Source organism: Streptomyces sp. NPDC059371, assembly GCF_042751995.1.
Classification (GTDB): domain Bacteria; phylum Actinomycetota; class Actinomycetes; order Streptomycetales; family Streptomycetaceae; genus Streptomyces.
On record NZ_JBHYXD010000078.1, the window covers coordinates 1 to 21,014 of the forward strand.

12 protein-coding genes and 3 tRNA genes are annotated in these 21,014 nt (G+C 70.5%); 8 read left to right on the forward strand and 7 right to left on the reverse strand.

What is annotated here, in order from left to right:
- Window positions 1-90: 90 nt before the first annotated feature.
- Window positions 91-804: a vancomycin high temperature exclusion protein gene (locus tag ACFXGX_RS31805; protein ID WP_384797981.1), complete on the reverse strand. Its 714-nt coding sequence runs from the start codon at window positions 802-804 to the stop codon at window positions 91-93.
- 210 nt (window positions 805-1,014) lie between these two features.
- Between ACFXGX_RS31805 and ACFXGX_RS31810 the strand changes: the two genes are divergently transcribed.
- From ACFXGX_RS31810 to ACFXGX_RS31830, 5 genes are all read left to right on the forward strand, one after another.
- Window positions 1,015-1,944, forward strand: coding sequence for a sirohydrochlorin chelatase (locus ACFXGX_RS31810; protein ID WP_384797984.1), 930 nt, complete (start codon window positions 1,015-1,017; stop codon window positions 1,942-1,944).
- Window positions 1,945-2,026: 82 nt separating this feature from the next.
- Window positions 2,027-3,481, forward strand: a complete 1,455-nt coding sequence (locus ACFXGX_RS31815; protein WP_384797987.1) for a deoxyguanosinetriphosphate triphosphohydrolase — start codon at window positions 2,027-2,029, stop codon at window positions 3,479-3,481.
- Between the two features lie 93 nt (window positions 3,482-3,574).
- Window positions 3,575-4,840 (forward strand): NAD(P)/FAD-dependent oxidoreductase, encoded by a 1,266-nt coding sequence (locus ACFXGX_RS31820; protein WP_384797990.1) that lies wholly within the window; start codon window positions 3,575-3,577, stop codon window positions 4,838-4,840.
- A gap of 136 nt (window positions 4,841-4,976) precedes the next feature.
- The gene (dnaG, locus tag ACFXGX_RS31825; RefSeq protein ID WP_384797993.1) at window positions 4,977-6,881 is read left to right on the forward strand and encodes a DNA primase; all 1,905 of its coding nucleotides are present in this window, start codon (window positions 4,977-4,979) and stop codon (window positions 6,879-6,881) included.
- A gap of 237 nt (window positions 6,882-7,118) precedes the next feature.
- Window positions 7,119-8,423, forward strand: coding sequence for an RNA polymerase sigma factor (locus ACFXGX_RS31830; protein ID WP_384797996.1), 1,305 nt, complete (start codon window positions 7,119-7,121; stop codon window positions 8,421-8,423).
- Between the two features lie 170 nt (window positions 8,424-8,593).
- Here ACFXGX_RS31830 and ACFXGX_RS31835 read toward each other — a convergent pair whose 3' ends face one another.
- The 4 genes from ACFXGX_RS31835 to ACFXGX_RS31850 all read right to left on the reverse strand — a co-directional run bounded on the left by ACFXGX_RS31835 (window position 8,594) and on the right by ACFXGX_RS31850 (window position 14,451).
- The gene (locus ACFXGX_RS31835; RefSeq protein WP_384797999.1) at window positions 8,594-10,522 is read right to left on the reverse strand and encodes an ABC transporter ATP-binding protein; all 1,929 of its coding nucleotides are present in this window, start codon (window positions 10,520-10,522) and stop codon (window positions 8,594-8,596) included.
- On the reverse strand, window positions 10,522-12,255 hold the full coding sequence (locus tag ACFXGX_RS31840; RefSeq protein ID WP_384798002.1) for an ABC transporter ATP-binding protein: 1,734 nt from the start codon (window positions 12,253-12,255) through the stop codon (window positions 10,522-10,524). Before ACFXGX_RS31840 ends, ACFXGX_RS31835 begins: the two co-directional genes overlap by 1 nt.
- Before the next feature lie 169 nt (window positions 12,256-12,424).
- Entirely contained in the window at window positions 12,425-13,879 is a 1,455-nt protein-coding gene (locus ACFXGX_RS31845) for an FGGY family carbohydrate kinase (protein ID WP_384798005.1), read from the reverse strand.
- A 266-nt stretch (window positions 13,880-14,145) separates the two neighbouring features.
- Window positions 14,146-14,451: a YtxH domain-containing protein gene (locus tag ACFXGX_RS31850; RefSeq protein ID WP_355765017.1), complete on the reverse strand. Its 306-nt coding sequence runs from the start codon at window positions 14,449-14,451 to the stop codon at window positions 14,146-14,148.
- A gap of 144 nt (window positions 14,452-14,595) precedes the next feature.
- Here ACFXGX_RS31850 and ACFXGX_RS31855 point away from each other — a divergent pair.
- From ACFXGX_RS31855 to ACFXGX_RS31865, 3 genes are all read left to right on the forward strand, one after another.
- Window positions 14,596-14,668, forward strand: a tRNA-Asn gene (locus ACFXGX_RS31855).
- 5 nt (window positions 14,669-14,673) lie between these two features.
- Window positions 14,674-14,746: transfer RNA gene (locus ACFXGX_RS31860), tRNA-Asn, on the forward strand.
- A gap of 165 nt (window positions 14,747-14,911) precedes the next feature.
- Window positions 14,912-14,988, forward strand: a tRNA-Ile gene (locus ACFXGX_RS31865).
- 994 nt (window positions 14,989-15,982) lie between these two features.
- Here ACFXGX_RS31865 and ACFXGX_RS31870 read toward each other — a convergent pair.
- On the reverse strand, window positions 15,983-16,480 hold the full coding sequence (locus ACFXGX_RS31870; protein ID WP_384798008.1) for a DUF6234 family protein: 498 nt from the start codon (window positions 16,478-16,480) through the stop codon (window positions 15,983-15,985).
- Window positions 16,481-16,907: 427 nt separating this feature from the next.
- Entirely contained in the window at window positions 16,908-21,014 is a 4,107-nt protein-coding gene (locus ACFXGX_RS31875; RefSeq protein ID WP_384798011.1) for an SGNH/GDSL hydrolase family protein, read from the reverse strand.

Below are 21,014 nucleotides of genomic sequence, written 5' to 3' on the forward strand. Positions count from 1 at the left end.
CGAGCTCTCGGCTCCGCTCGAGCAGGGGGGACCCCCATGACGCCGCCGGGCCCGCCCTCCGGGCGGACGACGCGACTTTGCGGACACGACCTAGCGGGCCGCCGCCAGGGCCCGGCCCACCCCGTGCTCCTTCGGGCCGAGGAAATGCGGATCCGGCTCGAACACCGCGTCCAGCGCGGCTTTGCCCGCCGCGAAGATCTCCCGGGTGTTGCCGTAGTACCAGGTGACGTCGTGCTTGGCGGCCACGCCGATGCCGTACGAGCGCACGCCCGCCGTCCGGCACAGGGCGAGAGCACGCCGGATGTGGAAGTCCTGGCTGATCAGGACGGCCTCGTGGACACCGAAGATCTTCCGGGCGCGGACGCAGGAGTCCCACGTGTCGAAGCCGGCGTAGTCGCTGACGATCCGCCGGTCGGGCACCCCGTGCGCGGTGAGGTAGGCACGCATCGCGTCCGGCTCGTCGTAGTCCTCGCGGCTGTTGTCGCCGGTGACCAGGACCACCTCGATCCGGCCGGCCCGGTACAGCTTCGCCGCGGCGTCCAGGCGGTGGGCGAGATAGGGGGACGGCTCGCCGTCCCACAGCCCCGCGCCGAAGACGATCGCGACCTCGGTGCGCGGGGCGTCCGCCGTCGTCCGCAGCCGGTCGCCCGTCGACACGTACAGCCAGGTCGCCGGGAGCAGCGCCAGCACGCACAGGACCATCAGCGTCTGCACGGCCCGCCGTTGGGCGCGGCGCGTGCGCGGCAGCGGCGGCAGACGGAGCAGTCGCGGTCTGCGCGGGCTCGGACGCTTCAGGCGCGGCATGGTCGATGTCCCCCAGAGATCGTCACACGGACGAAGACGCATCGTAAGGCCGTCCGGTTCACCCCGACGCGCCGACCCCCGGCCGTCCGGCGGGAGAGAGCCGCAGGTGAGGGCCCCTCACACCGTGCCTCCACCGATCCGTGAACCACTGGAAAACACCCGTGACGCCCACGCAACGGCCCGGCAACCTGCCGCCGCCAGGATCGACGCATGACGGCCTCGAACCCCGCTCGCGACGCGTTTCCCCACCGCTTCGGCGGCCCGCCGCCCCGCGGCGCCCATGTCGAAGGCCACATCGAAGGCCTCGGCAGTGCGGCGCAGCTCATGAACCGGATCGCCGGCCAGCTCGGCAGCCGGCTCGCCCTCGTCGCGCCCGACGGCACCCGCCGTCCGGCACCGCCCGCCCTCGTCCTGGTCGCCCACGGCAGCCGCGACCCACGCGCGCTCGCCACCGTACGGACCCTGATCGAACGCGTCAGCGAGCTGCGCCCGCACCTGAACGTGCACCTCGGTCACATCGAGCTGAACGAACCCCTCCTCGCCGACACGCTCGCGGCCCTCGCCGGCCGGCAGGACACGGTCCTCGTGCCGCTGCTGCTCGGCCGCGGCTACCACGTCCGGCGCGACATCCCCGAGACCGCCGCCGCCGTCCCCGGCCTGCACGCCCGCGTCGCCGGTCCGCTCGGCCCCCACCCGCTGCTCGCGGAAACCCTCTACGCCCGCCTGGTCGAGGCCGGATGGCGCACCCGGATGAGCGACACGGCCCGCCGCGCGAGCGCCGTCGTCCTCGCCTCCGCCGGGTCCCGTGCCCCGGACTCGGCCGCCGACACCCGCCGCACCGCCCAGATGCTCGCCGAACGCCTCGGCGTCCCGGTCGTCCCGGCGTATGCCTCCGCCGCCGCGCCCACCGTCACCGCCGCCGTGCGCGCGCTGGCCGCCCGGGGCCGCCACCGGATCGCCGTCGCCTCGTACTTCACCGCCCCCGGCCGCTTCGCCACTCAGGTCGCCGAGGAGGCCCCCTGGATCTGCGCCGAACCGCTGGGCGACCACCCGGCGATGGCCCGCCTCGTCCTGCACCGCTACGACCAGGCCGTGGCCGCCCCCGAGTCCGCCCCGGAGCGCACCCTGATCCCGGCCTGAACCCGGCGCGTCTCCCCACGCCCGGCACCGTGCCGACGGCGCCCCCGCCCCGATTGTCACCGCCTGCGTCTACTGTCGGGGCATGGAAGGCATGGCACCGAGGACCGAAGACACCGCACCGCAGACACACGAGAATCACACGGCCCACGAGAACCACACGCCACACGAGAACCACACGGCCCCTGACGTGTACGACCTGTCCGCCGTCGAGCGCTGGGCCGCCGAGCCCGACAAACGGCCGGGCCGCACCGCCTTCCAGCGCGACCGCGCCCGCGTGCTGCACTCCGCGGCCCTGCGCCGCCTCGCGGGCAAGACACAGGTCGTCACCCCCGGAACCCTTCCCCAGGTGCTCGGCACGGCCGGGTCCGGCGGCGCGCCCATCCAGGTGTGGGACGCCAGTCCGCGCACCCGGCTGACCCACTCCCTGGAATGCGCCCAGGTGGGCCGCGAGCTGGGTGCCGCCCTCGGCTGCGATCCGGACCTGGTCGAGGCGGCCTGCCTCTCGCACGACCTGGGCCACCCGCCCTTCGGGCACAACGGCGAGCAGGCGCTCAACGAATTCGCCGAGGACTGCGGCGGGTTCGAGGGCAACGCCCAGTCGCTGCGCCTGCTCACCCGGATCGAGCCGAAGCGCTTCGTGCGCAGCGACATGGTGACCCCGGCCTCCGCCGCCGCGGGCGACGACCTCGTCAGCGTCGGCCTCAACCTCACCCGTGCCGCCCTCGACGCCGCCACCAAGTACCCGTGGCCGAGAGACGCCCGTCCCACCGATCCGAAGTCGCCGAAATTCGGGGTCTACGAGGACGACCGGCCGGTGTTCGACTGGATCCGCGAGGGCGCCCCCGGCACGCGCACGTGCTTCGAGGCCCAGGTGATGGACTGGGCCGACGACGTGGCGTACTCGGTGCACGACGTCGAGGACGGCCTGCACGCGGGCCACATCGACACCGCCAGCCTGCACGCCGGACCGGAACGCCGGGAGATCTTCGCCGTGGCCGGCGGAAGGTACGCGCCCGAGGACACCGATCCGGCCGAGCTGGCCGAGGCCCTCGACCGGCTCCTCGGCCAGGAGTGGTGGCCGCACGGGTACGACGGATCGGCCGTCGCGCAGGCCCGTCTGAAGGACGCCACCAGCCAGCTCATCGGCCGTTTCTGCCTGGCCGCGGAGGGTGCCACCCGCGCGCGGTACGGCAGCGGACGCCTCACCCGGTACGGGGCGGAACTGGTCGTGCCGCGCGCCGCCAGGCTGGAGTGCGCCGTCCTCAAGGCGGTCGCCGACCGGTACGTGATGCAGCGCGCCGAACAGGAGCGGCTCCGCGCCGACCAGCGGATCGTCGTCGCCGAACTCGCCGAGGCGCTCACCGCCCGCGCCCCCGAGGTCCTGGATCCGCAGTTCCGGGCGCTGTTCGACCAGGCGGCCGACGACCGGGCCCGCAAGCGCGTGATCGTGGACCAGATCGCATCTCTCACCGACGCCTCGGCGCGTTCCCTGCACCTCAGACTCACCACGCGTTCCCATGGGGGCGGAGAAGTGTGACCCTGCGTGGCCTGATCGGGCCACTACCCCTTCCCGCATCACGCTCCGTGCGGGAGGCTCGCATATGGCGACATCCTTACGAGGAGGCATCAAGTGGTCGACGCGGATCAGACATTCGTCATCGTCGGAGGAGGCCTGGCAGGCGCCAAGGCGGCCGAGACGCTCCGAGCGGAGGGCTTCACCGGCCGCGTGATACTGATCTGCGACGAACGCGACCACCCCTACGAACGGCCGCCGCTGTCCAAGGGCTACCTCCTCGGCAAGGAGGGGCGCGACAGCGTCTTCGTGCACGAGCCCGCGTGGTACGCGCAGAACGACATCGAGCTGCACCTCGGCCAGACCGTGGACAAGATCGACCGCGCGGCCAGGACCGTCCGCTTCGGTGACGACGGCACCCTTGTCCACTACGACAAACTGCTCATCGTGACCGGCGCCGAGCCGCGCCGCCTCGACATCCCGGGCACCGGGCTCGCCGGCGTGCACCACCTGCGCCGCCTCGCCCACGCCGAGCGCCTCAAGGGCGTCCTCGGCGCGCTGGGCCGGGACAACGGCCACCTCGTCATCGCCGGAGCCGGCTGGATCGGCCTGGAGGTCGCCGCCGCGGCCCGCGAGTACGGCGCGGAGGTCACCGTCGTCGAACCCGCGCCGACCCCGCTGCACAACGTGCTCGGCCCCGAGCTGGGCGAGATCTTCACCGAACTGCACCGCGAGCACGGGGTGCGCTTCCACTTCGGCGCCCAGCTCACCGAGATCGTCGGCCAGGACGGCATGGTGCTGGCCGCCCGCACCGACGACGGCGAGGAGCACCCCGCCCACGACGTCCTCGCGGCCATCGGCGCCGCCCCGCGCACCGGCCTCGCCGAGGCCGCCGGCCTCACGATGGCCGACCGCGCGGACGGCGGCGGCATCGCGGTCGACGAGCTGCTCCGTACCTCCGACCCCGATGTGTACGCCGCCGGTGACGTCGCCTCCTTCCACCACGGCCTCTTCGACACCCGGCTGCGCGTCGAGCACTGGGCCAACGCCCTCAACGGCGGACCGGCCGCCGCCCGCTCGATGCTGGGCCGCGGGGCGGCGTACGACCGGGTGCCCTACTTCTTCTCCGACCAGTACGACCTGGGCCTGGAGTACTCGGGCTGGGCGCCCCCGGGGACGTACGACCAGGTGGTGATCCGCGGCGACGCCGCCAAGCGGGAGTTCATCGCCTTCTGGGTGAAGGACGGCAGGCTGCTGGCCGGGATGAACGTGAACGTGTGGGATGTCACGGACCCGATCCAGCGGCTGATCCGCTCCCGGGCCCAGGTGGACACGGAAGCGCTCGCCGACCCGCACGTCCCGCTGGAGAGCCTGGCCCCCTGACCGCCTCGCGGGAGCCGCCAGGGCCGGCTCCCGTACCGTCCGCCGTGCCGGGAATTCCGGGGTGTGCCCCCCGGACCCGGCACGGTGGAGGTCCACCTGCCCCGGGAGTGTCGGTGCGGCCCCGTAGAATCACCTCGTGGCAGGCAGGATCAATGACGAGGACGTGAAGGCTGTTCGGGACGCGGTCCCGATCGACGCCGTGGTGTCCGAGTACCTCCAGCTGCGCAACGCCGGCGGCGGAAACCTCAAGGGACTCTGCCCCTTCCACGACGAGAAGTCACCGTCGTTCCAGGTCAGCCCCAGCAAGGGCCTCTTCCACTGCTTCGGCTGCCAGGAGGGCGGCGACACCATCACGTTCGTGATGAAGGTCGACCACCTCACCTTCTCCGAGTCGGTCGAGCGCCTCGCCGCCCAGGCCGGCATCACCCTGCGCTACGAGGAGGGCGGGTACAACCCCGCCCACCAGCGCGGCGAGCGCATCCGTCTGGTCGAGGCGCACAAGGCCGCCGCCCAGTTCTACATCGAGCAGCTCGGCAACAGCCCGGAGGCCGACGCGGGACGCTCGTTCCTCGCCGAGCGCGGCTTCGACCAGGCCGCCGCCGCCCACTTCGGTGTCGGCTACAGCCCCCAGGGCTGGGACCACCTCACCCGCCATCTGCGCGGCAAGGGCTTCACCGACAAGGAGCTGGTCCTCTCCGGCCTCGCCCAGGAGGGCCGCCGCGGCCCCATCGACCGCTTCCGCGGCCGACTCATGTGGCCGATCCGCGACATCGGCGGCGAGGTCGTCGGCTTCGGCGCCCGCAAGCTGTACGAGTCCGACAACGGACCGAAGTACCTGAACACCCCCGACACCGGGATCTACAAGAAGTCCCAGGTCCTGTACGGGATCGACCTCGCCAAGAAGGACATCGCCAAGAGCAGCCGGGCGGTCGTCGTCGAGGGCTACACGGACGTCATGGCCTGCCACCTGGCCGGCATCACCACGGCCATCGCGACCTGCGGTACGGCGTTCGGCGGCGACCACATCAAGATCCTCCGCCGGCTGCTGATGGACAACGGCTCGGCACGGGTGATCTTCACCTTCGACGGCGACGCGGCCGGGCAGAAGGCCGCGCTGCGCGCCTTCGAGGACGACCAGAAGTTCGCCGCCGAGACCTACATCGCCATCGCGCCCGACGGCATGGACCCCTGCGAGCTGCGCCTCGCCAAGGGCGACGCGGCCGTCGCCGACCTGGTCGAACCCCGCACCCCCCTCTTCGAGTTCGCGCTGCGCCAGATCGTCCTGCGCTACGACCTGGAGACCCCGGCCGGGCGCGCCGCCGCCCTCGACGAGGCCGCCCCGATCGTCGCCCGCATCAAGAACAGCGGCGCGCAGCACGAGGTCGCGGTGCAGCTGGCCGGCATGCTCGGCATCCTCGACACCCAGTTCGTCGTCAAAAGGGTTTCCCAGCTGGCTCGTTGGGCCCGCGACCGGGGCGGCATGGGGCCCGCGCCCGCCGGCGGCCGCCCCCAGCAGACCTATGCCGTCGCCGCCCAGGGACGCACCGGCGGCCCCGCCCTCACCCTGCGCAACCCCGTCTTCGCCACCGAGCGCGAACTGCTCAAACTCGCCCTTCAGCGGCCCGAGTTGGTCGCCCCGGCGTTCGACGCCTACGGCATGGACGAGTTCACCGCACCGCCGTACGCCGCCGTGCGCCAGGCCGTCATGGACGCGGGCGGCACGGAGTACGGCGTCGAGGACCCCCAGGAGTTCCTGATCCGGGTCCGCGACGCCGCCCCGGACGACGCCGTGCGCGCGATGGTCACCGAGCTGGCCGTCGAGGCGATCCTGCGCAAGACCGTCGACGAGACGTACGCGGGCGACCAGCTCGTCATGGTCCGCCGCCGCGCCGTCGACCGCCGCATCCGGGACGTCCAGGGTTCCCTGTCCCGCCTCAGCGCGGGCGGCGACCCGGCCCAGCTCGCCGCCGTGCAGAACGAGCTGTGGGTGCTCCAGCAGTACGGCCAGGCACTGCGCGAGCGGGGCGCCGAAGCCCTCTGAGGCGCGGCGACGGCCCTTCCGGCGCATGTTCCGGGAGGGGCCCCGCGAAGCCGCCGGGGCGCGACGGGCGGTCGAAGCGGCCCGGCACATGCCAATCCCGCAGCCGGATCCGCAGGTTTCGTCTCCGCTGAGCTGCGCACTCGTCCGGAGCGGTAACCAGGCGGTCACGGACCGGACGCAAAAAGTCACCGCACGCCCCTCGTGGCGGCGATGTGTCGTACTCCACACTGGGTTCCGGTGCCTGAGTCCTCGGAGCGCGGCCGACCCGCACGCGACGGGTTCCCCATCCCCGCGGTTCCGCCAAACGACTGTGGGATGGACAGCGGCGAGACCGTCGACCCCATCCCCGACACACCGCTGCCGCACGACTCAGCAGCGACATTCCTGGAGGTCGCCCCCGTGCAGACCCAGACCCTCGCTCAGACCGACAACACCACCGACACGGACGCGGATCCCGGCGTCGTCGGGGCGGTCCCCGCGCAGCGGCGTGCCGCGCACCACCCCGAGGGCGGGCCGGAGAGCCCTCCCGAGACCCTCGAAGAGGCTCCCGGGGCGGAGGTCGAGGTGGAGGTGGAGACCGAGGCCCCCGAACCGGTGGAGCCGGCCCGGAGCCGCGCCGCCGACACCGGTGGCCCCTCGTCCGACCTGTTCCGCCAGTATCTGCGCGAGATCGGGCGGATCCCGCTGCTCACGGCGGCCGAGGAGGTCGAACTCGCCCGCCGGGTCGAGGCCGGGCTGTTCGCCGAGGAGAAGCTCCGGCTCACGCCCGACCTGGACAGCCAGCTCGCCATGGACCTGGACAAGATCGTCGTCATGGGCCGGATGGCGAAGCGCCGGCTCATCGAGGCGAATCTGCGGCTCGTCGTCTCCGTCGCCAAGCGCTACGTGGGCCGCGGTCTGACCATGCTCGACCTGGTCCAGGAGGGCAACCTCGGCCTGATCAGGGCCGTCGAGAAGTTCGACTACGCCCGCGGCTACAAGTTCTCCACGTACGCCACCTGGTGGATCCGGCAGGCCATGTCGCGCGCGCTCGCCGACCAGGCGCGCACCATCCGCGTCCCCGTGCACGTGGTCGAGCTGATCAACCGGGTGGTCCGCGTCCAGCGGCGGATGCTCCAGGAGCGCGGCTACGAGCCCACACCCGAAGAGGTCGCGGCGCAGCTCGACCTGTCCGGCGAACGGGTGAGCGAGGTCCTGCGGCTGGCCCAGGAGCCGGTGTCGCTGCACGCCCCCGTGGGCGAGGAGGACGACGTGGCCCTCGGTGACCTCATCGAGGACGGCGACGCGACATCTCCGGTGGAGTCCGCCGCATTCCTGCTGCTCCGGCAGCATCTGGAGGCGGTGCTGTCCACGCTCGGGGAGCGGGAGCGGAAGGTGGTCCAGCTTCGGTACGGGCTCGCGGACGGGCGTCCGCGGACGCTGGAGGAGATCGGGCGCATCTTCGGTGTCACGCGTGAGCGCATCCGGCAGATCGAGTCCAAGACCCTGAACAAGCTGCGGGACCATGCTTTTGCGGACCAGCTCCGGGGCTATCTGGACTGACGGGGCTGGCCGGGGCAACGACCTTCTTCGCCCCCTCCGCCCCTTCCCTCCCCCAAGGTCTCGACTTCGCTCGACCAGGGGGGACCCCCATCGTAGCGGGGGCGCTGCCCCCGGACCCCCGCTCCTCGAACGTCGGAGGGGCTGAATTTGGGGTCCGGGGAGGCGGATGGCTAGTCGACCTCGGCGACCGCCTGGGCGAACTGGGCCTGGTAGAGGCGGGCGTAGGCGCCGCCGGACTCCAGCAGGTCCGCGTGGGCGCCCTGTTCCACGATGGACCCGTTCTCCATCACGAGGATGGTGTCCGCGTCCCGGATGGTCGACAGACGGTGGGCGATCACGAACGAGGTCCGCCCGTGCGCCAGCTTCGCCATCGCCTTCTGGATCAGCACCTCGGTCCGGGTGTCCACGGAGCTGGTCGCCTCGTCGAGCACCAGGATCACCGGGTCCGACAGGAAGGCCCGGGCGATCGTGATGAGCTGTTTCTCGCCCGCGCTGACCCCCGTCCCCTCGTCGTCGATCACCGTGTCGTAGCCGTCGGGCAGGGTGCGGATGAACCGGTCGGCGTGCGCGGCGCGCGCCGCCTCCTCGATCTCCCCGCGCGTGACGTCCCGCGAGGCCCCGTACGCGATGTTGTCGGCGATCGAGCCACCGAACAGCCAGGTGTCCTGGAGCACCATGCCGATCCTCGACCGCAGGTCGTCACGGGACATGGACGTCACGTCGACCCCGTCGAGGGTGATCCGGCCGCCCGTGACGTCGTAGAACCGCATCAGCAGGTTCACCAGGGTCGTCTTGCCGGCGCCGGTCGGGCCGACGATGGCCACCGTGTGGCCCGGCTCCACCTTCAGCGAGAGATCCTCGATGAGCGGCTTCTCCGGGTCGTACCGGAAGGAGACGTGCTCCAGCGCCACCCGGCCGCGCAGTTCCTCGGGACCGGCCGACACCGTCGGGTCCGCCTCCTGCTCGTCCGCGTCCAGGACCTCGAAGACCCGCTCCGCCGACGCGACACCCGACTGCACCAGGTTCGCCATCGACGCGACCTGCGTCAGAGGCATCGAGAACTGGCGGGAGTACTGGATGAAGGCCTGCACGTCACCGATCGACAGCGAGCCCGAGGCCACCCGCAGCCCGCCGACCACCGCCACCAGCACGTAGTTCAGGTTCGACACGAACATCATCAGCGGCTGCATGACGCCGCTGTTGAACTGCGCCCGGAAACCGGCCTCGTACAGCTTCTCGTTCTGCTCGGCGAACTGCGCCGCCGACTCGTCCGCCCGCCCGAACACCTTCACCAGGGTGTGGCCGGTGTACATCTCCTCGATGTGGGCGTTGAGCTTGCCGGTGGTGCGCCACTGCTGCACGAAGTGCGGCTGCGAGCGCTTGCCGATCCGGGTGGCCACGACGAAGGACAGCGGCACCGTGACCAGCGCGACGAGCGCGAGCAGCGGCGACACCCAGAACATCATCGCGAGCACACCCACGATGGTCAGCAGCGAGTTGACGAGCTGGCCCATCGACTGCTGGAGCGTCTGCTGGATGTTGTCCATGTCGTTCGTCGCGCGGCTGAGCACCTCACCGCGCTGGCGCTTGTCGAAGTACGACAGCGGCAGCCGCGACAGCTTCGCCTGCAGGTCCTCGCGCATGCGGTAGACGGTCTTGTTCACGGCCCGGTTCACGAGCCGTGTCGCCACCGCCATCAGCAGGCCGGCCAGCAGGAACGTACCGAGCGCGAGCAGCAGGACGTGGCCGACGGCGGTGAAGTCGATGCCCTGGCCGGGGGTGAAGTCCGTCCCCGAGAGCATGTCGGCGACACCGCCCTTGCCGCTCGCGCGCAGCGAGTCGAGGGCCTGCTCCTTGGTGGCCCCGGCCGGCATCTGCCGCCCGACGATCCCCGCGAAGACCAGGTCGGTGGCCCGGCCGAGGATCTTCGGGCCGACCACCGAGAGGCCCACGCTGAGCACGACGGCGACCAGCATCACGTACAGCGTGGCGCGCTCGGGTTTGAAGTGGGTCAGGAGCCGTCGGCCCGACGCCTTGAATTCCATCGAGCGCTGGTCGGGGCCGCCCCCGGCCATCATGCGCCCCATAGGCCCTGCCATCAGGCGGCCTCCGCTTCCGTGAGCTGGGAGAGCACGATCTCCCGGTAGGTCTCGTTGTCCGCCATCAGTTCGTGATGCCGTCCGGTGCCGACGACCCGGCCCTCGTCGAGGACCACGATCCGGTCGGCCTCCCTGATGGTCGACACCCGCTGGGCGACGATCACCACGGTCGCCTCCGCGGTCTCCTCGGTGAGCGCCGCGCGCAGCGCCGCGTCGGTCGCGTAGTCGAGGGCCGAGAAGGAGTCGTCGAACAGGTAGATCTCGGGGCGCTGCACGAGCGTGCGGGCGATGGCCAGGCGCTGGCGCTGGCCGCCGGACACGTTCGTCCCGCCCTGCGCGATCGGCGAGTCGAGACCGTTCTCGAGCTGCTCCACGAAGCCCTTGGCCTGCGCCACCTCCAGCGCGTGCCACAGCTCCTCGTCGGTCGCCTCCGGGTTGCCGTACCGCAGGTTCGTGGCGACCGTCCCCGCGAACAGGTAGGGCTTCTGCGGGACCAGTCCGACGGTCCTGGCCAGCAGCTTCGGTTCGATGGTCGAGACGTCCACGCCGTCGACGAGCACCTGGCCGTCGGTGGCGTCGAACAGACGGGGGATCATGCCGAGCAGCGTCGACTTGCCGCTGCCCGTCGAACCGATGACCGCGGTGACCTCACCGGGGCGGGCGACCAGGCCGACGGACTTCAGGACCGGCTCCTCGGCGCCCGGGTAGCGGAATCCGGCCTCGCGGATCTCCAGGTGGCCGTGCCGGCGCAGTTCCAGGACCGGCGCGACGGGCGGGACCACACTGCTCTCGGTGGCCAGGACCTCCTGGATGCGCTCGGCGCAGACCTCCGCGCGCGGCACCATCATGAACATGAAGGTGGCCATCATCACGGACATCACGATCTGCATCAGGTAGGCGAGGAACGCGGTCAGATCGCCGATCTGCATGCCGCCGCTGTCGATGCGGTGGGCGCCGAACCAGACCACCGCGATGGACGACAGGTTCACCACCGTCATGACGATCGGGAACATCAGGGCCAGCATCCGGCCGGTGGCCAGCGACGTCTCCGTGAGCTCGGTGTTGGCGCCCTTGAAGCGGTCCTTCTCGTAGCCGTCGCGCACGAACGCGCGGATCACACGGTTGCCGGTGATCTGTTCGCGCAGCACCCGGTTCACGGTGTCCAGGCGGACCTGCATGGTGCGGAACAGCGGGCGCAGCCGGCGCACGATGAGCGTCACGCAGACGCCGAGGGTCGGCACCACGGCGATGAGCACCGCGGACAGCGGCACGTCCAGGCCGAGGGCCAGGATGATCCCGCCCACACACATGATCGGCGCCGACACCAGCAGGGTGAACGTCATCAGCGTGAGCATCTGCACCTGCTGGACGTCATTGGTCGTGCGGGTGATCAGCGACGGCGCTCCGAAGTGGCCGATCTCACGCGCCGAGAAGGACTGGACGCGGTCGAAGACGGCGGCGCGGATGTCCCGGCCCACCGCGGACGCCGTACGGGCGCCGTAGTAGACGGCTCCCACGTTGCAGACGACCTGGGCCAGCGAGATGCCGATCATCAGGGCGCCGAAGGACAGGATGTAACCCGTGTCGCCCTTCACGACACCGTTGTCGATGATGTGCGCGTTGAGGGTGGGCAGGTAGAGCGTGGCGCAGGTCTGCAGGAACTGCAGCAGCACCAGCAGGGCGATGGGTTTCTTGTACGGACTGAGGTGGGTCCGCAGGAGTCGTATGAGCACGCGGGGTCTCTCGGAATCGTGGACGGCGGGGGTGACCGGCGGGTTGTGCATGATGCACGCCCCACCCCCTATCGTCGGACACTCCCCCCGCGTTACCTCAACCGATTAACCCAAGTGCGGTCCAAAAATGGACTCCGCCTCCGTCTTCGGACGTACGTCCGTCAAGGCGTTACGCCCGGAATGCCCCGGGGTGCGTCTGTTCGCGTACGGATACGTACTGCTGCCGTACGGCCTGCCCCACGGCGAGTTCGTCGCCGGGCTCCAGCACCTGGGCGACCGGCCCCTGCCACATCGGCGGGGTCCGCGGGTCGAGCGTGCCCCGCGAGACGCCGAGGGCCCAGGCCGCCTGGCGGGCCGCGCCGAGCGCCGCGTAGTCCGCGGGCTGCGGTACGACGACCTGCGCGCCGAACAGCGCGGGCGCCACGGCCTGGACGGCGGGCAGCTCGGCGGCCTGGCCGAGCAGGAAGATCCGGCGCACGTCGACACCCCGGCCGCGCAGCACGTCCAGCGCGTCCGCGAGCCCGCAGAGCATGCCCTCGAAGGCCGCCCGTGCCAGGTGCTCGGGCTTCATCGACTCCCGGCGCAGCCCGGCCAGCGTCCCCGCCGTGTGCGGCAGGTTCGGGGTCCGTTCGCCCTCCAGGTACGGCAGCAGGACAAGCCCGTGCGAGCCCGGCGTCGACTTCATCGCCAGCTCGGACAGCCCCTCCAGGTCGGACACGCCGAGCAGCTCCGCCGTTCCGCGCAGGGCCCGTACGGCGTTGAGCGTGGTCACGACCGGAAGGTGCATGCCGGTCGCGTCGGCCAGAGAGGTGATCATGCCGGTGGGGTCCGCCAGCGCCTCGGAGTGGACGGCCATCACGGAGCCGGAGGCGCCCAGCGACACCACCGCGTCGCCGAGCCCGATGCCGAGCCCGAACGCCGCCGCCATGGTCTCGCCGGTACCGGCGGATATCAGGAGCCCCTCGGGCGTGGTCCCCGCGGCCTCGTAGGGGCCGAGCACGTCCGGCAGCCCGGCCTGGTGGCCGAGCGCCAGTTCGACGAGGTCCTGCCGGTACGCGCCGGTCGCCGCCGACCAGTACCCGGTCGCCGAGGCCCCGCCGCGGTCCGTGGTCCTGCGTACGGGGCGTCCGAGAAGCTGCCACACCAGCCAGTCGTGGGCCTGCAGCAGCATGCTGGTGCGCCGCGCGGCCTCGGGCTCGGTCTTGCTCAGCCAGCGCAGCTTGGTGACCGGCTGCGCGGCCTGCGGGACGCTGCCCACCGCCTGCGCCCAGGCCTCGCGCCCGCCGAGCGCGTCGATCAGATCGGCCGCGGCGACCTGCGCCCGCTTGTCGCCGCCGACCATCGCGGGGCGCACGGTATTGCCCTGCGGGTCGAGCGGGACCAGCCCGTTCTGCTGGGCGGACACGCCGATGGCCTGGACGCCTTCGAGGAGCCCGCCGCCCGCCGCCTCGCCCAGGGACAGCAGCCAGGCCTGCGGATCCACGTCGGAAGGACGGCCGCCACCCTCGCCGCCGTCGACCGGATGTGGCGCATAACCCTGCCTGAGCACGGCACCCGTGTCCGTGTCGCAGACGACGATGCGAGTGAAATCGGGCGCACTGTCCAGCCCGGCGACTATCCCCATGGCGGAAATTCTGCCGTACGGCGCGAGCCCGTGGCGCCGGGCCGGTACACAGGACTCCGCCGTACGGGGAGTCGGCGGCTCCGGGCGGCCCCGCGGGGCTCCGCCGTACAGGGGGAGCCGGCGGTGCCGGGCCGGTGCGTGGGACTCGCCGTACGGGGGGTCGGTGCGCGCGACTCGCCGTACGGGGGAGTCGGTGTCGCGCGACTCGCCGTACGAGGTAGTTGGTGGCGCCGGGCCGGGACACGGGACCGGCGCGCACCCGATTCCTAGGTGTTGCTGGTGCCCCAGTCGTCCTCGCCGGCGCCGGTCCCGTTCCGCTCGCGCAGGGAACGGACCCGGTCCGTGACCGAGTCGGGGACGCGGTCGCCCACCTTCTCGCTCACGGTGTGCAGCGCCTTGCCCGCGATCTCGCGGCTCTGCTGGGCCGCGGTCTCTGCGGTGTTGCGTACCGCGGGGTTCTGCGCGACCTGGCGCATGGACTTCTTGAGCTGTTCGTAGCGCTCGCGCCCGGCCCGCGTGCCGAGCACGTAACCCAGGGCCAGTCCGGCGACGAACGTGAGCCGGTAGCGCATGACGACCACCCTTCCCTTGCGTCGGCATCGGTGTGGAGGGAACCGATTGGCGGAGCACCCCCCTGCTTGCGCTAATGTATGTGTCGCAGCAAGCGCACGCCCCCTGGCGAATACCCAGGTGGGTGCGTTCGATGCAAAGATCAATCCCCTGTAGCTCAATTGGCAGAGCAGCCGGCTGTTAACCGGCAGGTTACTGGTTCGAGTCCAGTCGGGGGAGCTCGATCTCCTGTAGCTCAATTGGCAGAGCAGCCGGCTGTTAACCGGCAGGTTACTGGTTCGAGTCCAGTCGGGAGAGCAACGAAAGAGGGCCCTTCGGGGTCCTTTTTCATGTCCGCAGGAACCGCCCAGGGCATGCCGAAGGCGTCATGGTCGCGTGAAGCCGACCAGCCGGAGCAGGAGATCGTATGAGCGGCTATGCTGCGGCAGACGGCGCGCACAAATGTGCGCGGCGCGCCGTAACGGGGCGGTAGCTCAGCCGGTTAGAGCAGCGGACTCATAATCCGTCGGCCGTGGGTTCGAGTCCCACCCGCCCCACCACAGAAGTGCCCTGACCTGCGAAAACGTCCCTCGCGAGGTGTCGGATCGTCAACTTCGGCTCAACGGATCGAATCCGCTGCTTGGGACTTCGAAACGCGGCGAGGCTCTTGCTCTCCCGCAGAGCAGATGTCGCGCTGAGCTGCGGGAACGCTGACGGGCAGAGTTTGATCCGGCGAGTCGACAACATCTCCCCGACCTCATTTTTATGATCGTGGGGACATGTTGGGGACGCAAGGTTTCGGTGGGGCCCGGCGGCCACCGCCCGCGGGCAGTCCTTATTGATGTCCGGGAGCCCTCCTGGCGGGACCGCTGACCGGGCTTGACCTCGACTTCGAGGAGCTCGATAGCGTCTGCGCCGGGGCGTGGGGGCTGGTGTGCGCCAAACGGAAACTGCCCGAACTGAAACGGCCCGGGCGTTCCGAGTCGGTGGAGGCCGGAGCGGCGGGCGTGACGGTGGTCACTAGCGTCGGTTCGTGTCACCTGGAGTCGATCCGAGCCGCCGCCCACGGGATACTGCGGCCGGTTGCCGCTTCCAGTTCCCGCAGGGCTGCGCCCCCGGTCACCCGCTTGTGGAGCCGCGTCCTGATGTCCGGGTGCTGAGGTGTTCGGCCGGACGGCGACTACTGCACGTCGCCGCCCGCCTCACCCGCGGCGGTCGACGCCTGCGCTCGCGGATATCCGCGACCTGGCCCTGGAGAAACGAGCTGGCCGCGGCCTTCCACCGCCTCACCGCACTGTCCCGTCTCATCGGCTGACCGGCAACTCCCTGGCCACCCAAGACCCGAAGGACCCGACCGCCACGCCGGGTCTCCATCATGCCCGAACACCCAGAATGCTTCGGCCACCCGACAGTGACCCCTCAACGACGCTTCACCGCTCCAACCGAATTGGCGAGGCCGACAGGCATTACTCGGCCTCGCCGCCCTCTGCTGCTACAAACGGCTCCTCCGCCTCACCGCGTAGGACACGGTCTGAAGACGGACCAGAAGCCGGTTCACCGGCTGCGCCGTACTTGGGGCGGACGGCTGGGGCGGTCGGTAATGCGATCGGTGGTGTGGTGCGAGTAGGGGCCTGACACGGACGCGTCGGCCCGGGCGCTGCGGTGCTCGTCGATCTGCGCGCCGCCGATGGCGACGGCCAGGACGGTGACGCCGACGAGTACCTGCAGGCAGGTGCTGACGACGGCGCGGAGTCGGTAGAGGAGCACTGCGCTCAGCACCATGACGACGCCGGCGATGCCGACGTGGAGCCAGTTGGGAGTAAGGGAGATGTCGGAGTTGTCCGCACCGGGGTCGAACGGCTTCCAGCCGCTGTAGTCGATGCTGAGCAGGAAGGTCGCGACGGCCGCGATGGCGTCGAGAACGAGCAGCCCGACGGCCAGTGCGATGTCTCCGGCAAGGGGCAGCCACCGGTGTCCGGTCCGTGGGGGCGGCACGTTCTCGCCGCGGAACTGTGGCAGGCCGGAAGGCTTCGGGGAGGCGGGGTCGTTCATGGGCACAAGTTTCCCTCGATGGCAGGACCGGGTCCTGAGTACCGGTACTCAGGACCCGGTGTTGTGGGGACGTCAGCCGTGGATCAGGGGCGAGCCGAGGGTTTCCTGGGTGATGGCGCCCTTGCCGTCGCCTTCGATGTCGTAGACGGTCGTCGAGTCCGTTGATCACCACAGTTCGCCGCCGTGGAGCACGGACGGTGCGGTGCAGGTGTTCGCGGGCTCCACCAGGAACCATGAGCAGTTGTCGTTGACGAGTCCGGTCAGGCTGAAAGCCGGAGGTGCCCGCCGAGGCCAGCGCGGCGGCCAGGGCGACGAGTGCGAGGGCGGCGGCTCCACCGGCGGTGGACAGAGACCCCTCATGGCGAGGTATGTCCGTTCCGACCGGGTGGGGCCCCGCGGAGAGCGGGGCCCCTGAGGGACAGCGGGGTTACAGGCCCATGTCGATGAAAGTGCGCTCCAGGGAGTCGGCGTACAGACGGGCGCCGCCGATCTTCGGGTGGAACGACTGGGCGGACAGACCGTAGTTCTCGAGGATCGGGTAGTCCGTCTTCGGCTGGTCCGAGTCCACCAGCGTCTTGACGATGCCGTGGACGGACTCGGGGTCACCGCAGACCGCCTTGCCCGCGAAGTTCTGCTTCGGGTTGGAGAACCATGCCTGGGCGCCTGCGGCCTTGGCGGCGTTCACGGACTGCTGCATGGCGGCCGAGAGCGTGTCGGCCACACTGTTGAGCCAGTCGGAGGAGGACGCGGACAGACCGATCTGGCCGACCCCGGGCACCGTGATGCTCAGGCACTCGCCCCGGTGCTCGATCAGCGGCGGGTACCCCATCAGTACGATTTTCGCCTTGGGGGCCTTCTCGTGAATCTCCGCCAGGACCTTGGCGATGTCCGGCCGGACGATCTCGTCGATGATGCCGGCCACGGCCTGTTCGAGGGGCTGGCCGATGAACTTGCGGTCCCGGCCAGCCAGTTGGTTGTCGGTGTCGCCGTCCTCGAAGGTCTTGTCCTTGCAGTTGCCGCCGTTCATCACAACCAGGCACTTCTGGATGATGGCGGAGAAGCGGGCGTCGTTGCCGCCGATGGAGAGGGTGACCAGGGTGGTGTTCTGATCCAGGTAACCCTTGTCGATCTGCGGCTTCTCACCGCCGTTGCCTTGCACGATGCCGTTGTGCAGCATGTGGTAGGTGCGGGCGCCGGAGCAGGCGATCAGGTGGTAGTCCATGGCGCTTCCGTAGCCGTCGGCCAGGGTTCCGATCGACGCCGACCGGCCCGGGAGCCTCGCCTGGCGCGACCACGCCTGGGTGGAGCGATGGCAGGCGTCGCGGGTCTTGTCCTCCTGCTTGTCCAGGTAGTTCGTCTCCGGGTAGTAGTCCCGGTTGCCCTCGGAGGCACCCTCACCGGAGGAGTACGAGTCGCCCATGGCGACGACGAAGTCCTTCGGCTTGGCCGACAGCGGCTGGAAGGCCACCGAGTCCCAGGCGATGTCCTCGTCCCCGGTGCCGTCCTGGGTGTCGGTGTCGAGGGTCACCGACGGCGTACCGGTGAAGTTGAACACGCCCAGGTCGACCCACTTGTTCTGACCTATCCGCTGCGGGTGCACACGGACGGGTGAGAGCGAGTCGGTGCCGCCCACCTTGTAGGCGGCCTGCCGGGTGTGGGCGCCATGGTCGGGCATGTGCACGAAGACGCGCATCCAGCCGCGCTGGCCGCCGCTCAGCGTCCACTTGCCTGAGACGTTCAGCCGCTTGCCGTCAGCGGTCGCCAGCCAGCGGGTGTGCCCCATCCAGAAGTGGTTGTTGTTGCCCGCGCCGACCTGGTGCAGGTCCATCTTGGAGGGGTACTTGTTGTTCTCGCCGGCGAAGGTGAACTGGAAGGAGCCGTTCGAGCTCACCGTGCAGGTGCGCCCCGAACTGCCAGCAGGGACAGTGCCGTTGGGCAGATCGTCCACGATCAGGGATCCGGACGGCAGGCCGGTGTTGCAGCGCGGGGGGTAGGAGTTCTCGTCGGGCTGCTCGGGATAGGTGTCGTCGAACCGGTGGACCGGATTGCCGCACCGGGCCTCGGTGGTGCAGTTCTTCCAGCTGGCCGGCTGGTTCCACCAGCACTTGAGGTACAGCGGGTTGTCGCTGTGCGGGTCACCGGGCAGAGCGCACGGCCCCTTGCCGTCGTCGTTGGAGGCGCCTTCGCTGATCTTCGAGGGCACGCAGTCGTTCTGCGGACCGCAGAAGGTGAAGATGGGCGGCTTGGCGGAGGTGCGGGCGTCGTTGGAGTTCCACCACGCGGCACGGTAACCCGCCTGCATGTCGCCCGGCTTGAACATGGCGGAGATCGGACGGGCGGCCCAGCCGATCACCTTCTCCTCGTACGGCCAGTCCTGCGGGTGCGCGGCGTGACTGTAGTCGTCCTTGCCGTCCGCCTTCTCCAGGAAGGGGGTCCGGTTCTCCTTCCACAGCGGGTTGGCCGGGTTGTTCGTCCAGCCGACACCCCACTTGCCGTTCTGCGGAGCCGACTTGGGGTAGTACCCCGCGTTGTACGCCCACAGCGCGTAGAACCAGTTCTCGATGTACTTCGGCTGGCCCTCGTTGACGGTCAGGCCGTCCTTGCGGGTGTCGTTCCACTTCCCGATGAGTACGTTGACACCCGCCGCGATGTTCGCGGCGTAGTCGAGCGCGACGGCTTCCTGCTGCGCCGTGGTCTTGGGCTGCTCGCCCTCCTTCTCCTTGCCGTGCATCCGCATGCCGTCGGTGACCTGTGCGATGCCGTATCCGCAGTCGGCCTTGGCGAAGTCGATCGCCCAGGGATCCTGCTGCTGGCCGTTGGCGGCGAACTTGACGCCGTAGAAGTTGCCGATCAGCGAGTTGGCCGTGACGCCGGGCACCGCCAGGCGGGTGGCCTGCCACATGTTCGACTCCTGCGCCGTGATGCCGAGCATCACCTGCGCGGGCACGTGCCAGTCCTCGCCGGACCCGCCCGCGAGCGACGTCAGCGGGAAGAGCGTCTGCGGGGCGTAGGCCGCCATGCCGGTGTTCTTCCAGTTCGCCGGACGCGTCGCGCCCTTGTTGAGCTTGCCGACGACGGCCTGGTCGACCGCCCACTCGACCTGGCGGGGAGTGGGCTGGAACGCCTGTTTCTTGGGGTCGTTGCGCGCGACCGAGCAGTAACGGTCGTCCTCGACCGGGTCGTTGGCCGCCACCATGGGGCCGACCCGGGTCCTCGCGCCCTGCGCGAGCAGGACCGGGCTCGTCTGTATTCCCTGCGTCACCGCGCGCTGCCCGCCGATGTTCCCGGATCCGGGATAGGCGTCCAGGACGACGGTCTTGCGGGTGTCCAGGGCCTTCACCGTGGTACGGACGGTGCGGGCTTCCAGGGCCTCCTGCGGGCGTATCCGGGAGTCCTTGCCGTCCGCCCAGCGGGCGGTGACCACGGCCTGGCCCCGGCTAGAGACGTGGGCATCCTTGTCGATGCCGCCGGGGTTGCTCAGCCCGTTGTCCGCGGCACGCGGGGTGGAGACGGCCTCGCCGGTCACGTACACCTTGCCCGAGGGCGTGGTGGTGAGGTCGAACTCGTCGAGCTTGCCCTGCGCGAGCCCGGCAGGCCGGCTTCGGCCGTCGGCCTTCTTGATCTGTCCCGCGCTGACGCGGGAGACCGTGGCGGTGTTCTGCGCCGCCGCGGAGCTGAGCGCCTTCGACGGCCTGGGCGCCGGGTCGATGAACGTGACGCCGCCGTCGGAGTCGGCCTTGAGCTGGAACGGCGTGGCCTTCGTGGTGGCGATGTCGTGGGTTTTGCCGTCCTTGACGCTCACGATGTGGTTACCGGCGGAGGCGACGATGCCCTGGTCGGTGGGCACGGCCGAGGTCACCTGCCCGGTGACCGTCTGCTTCGTGCCGGCCTTTCCGGTCTTCGCGTCGACCGTGACCAGCCGGGTCTGGTTCTTCGCCGACCCGTCGTCGGTCAGTGCCGTGAACACCGCCTTCTCGCCCTGGCCGCAGCCCGGGGAGAAGTAGCCCAGTGTGGCCTGGAAGGGCAGCTTCGTGACCTGGCCGTCGGTCAGGTCGACGACGGCGGTGAACGCTCCGCGCGTCATCAGTTCGGGGTTGTTGGTGAAGGTACGGGGCGCGTAGGCGACGGCCGCGTACTTCCCGGACTCGGTCAGGCAGGCGTTGCCGATCCAGGTGTCGGTGTCGAAGCCGGGCTCGGACAAGGTCGCCGCCGTCTTCCAGGCGTATCCCTGCTTCTCGTCCGCGACGAGGACGTGGAAGCCGGTTCCGTCACCGGAGGTGGTGAAGGCACGGTCGGACGACTTCCCGTAGTCCTTGCCGAGGACGTCCGCGCGTCGGTCGGCCGGGACCGCGGCGGGCCGGTCGCCGGACTTGGCACCCGGGTCCTGGGCGGCCGGTGCCGACCAGCCCTTGGCCTTTCCCTGCGGGCCGGCCGCAGCGTAGGCCTGCGTCGTGGCGACACCGGAGGACAGGGCCAGGGTGAGGACCGCCGTCACCGGTAACTGAACACGCCTCAGCATGGTGTTGCGTCTCAA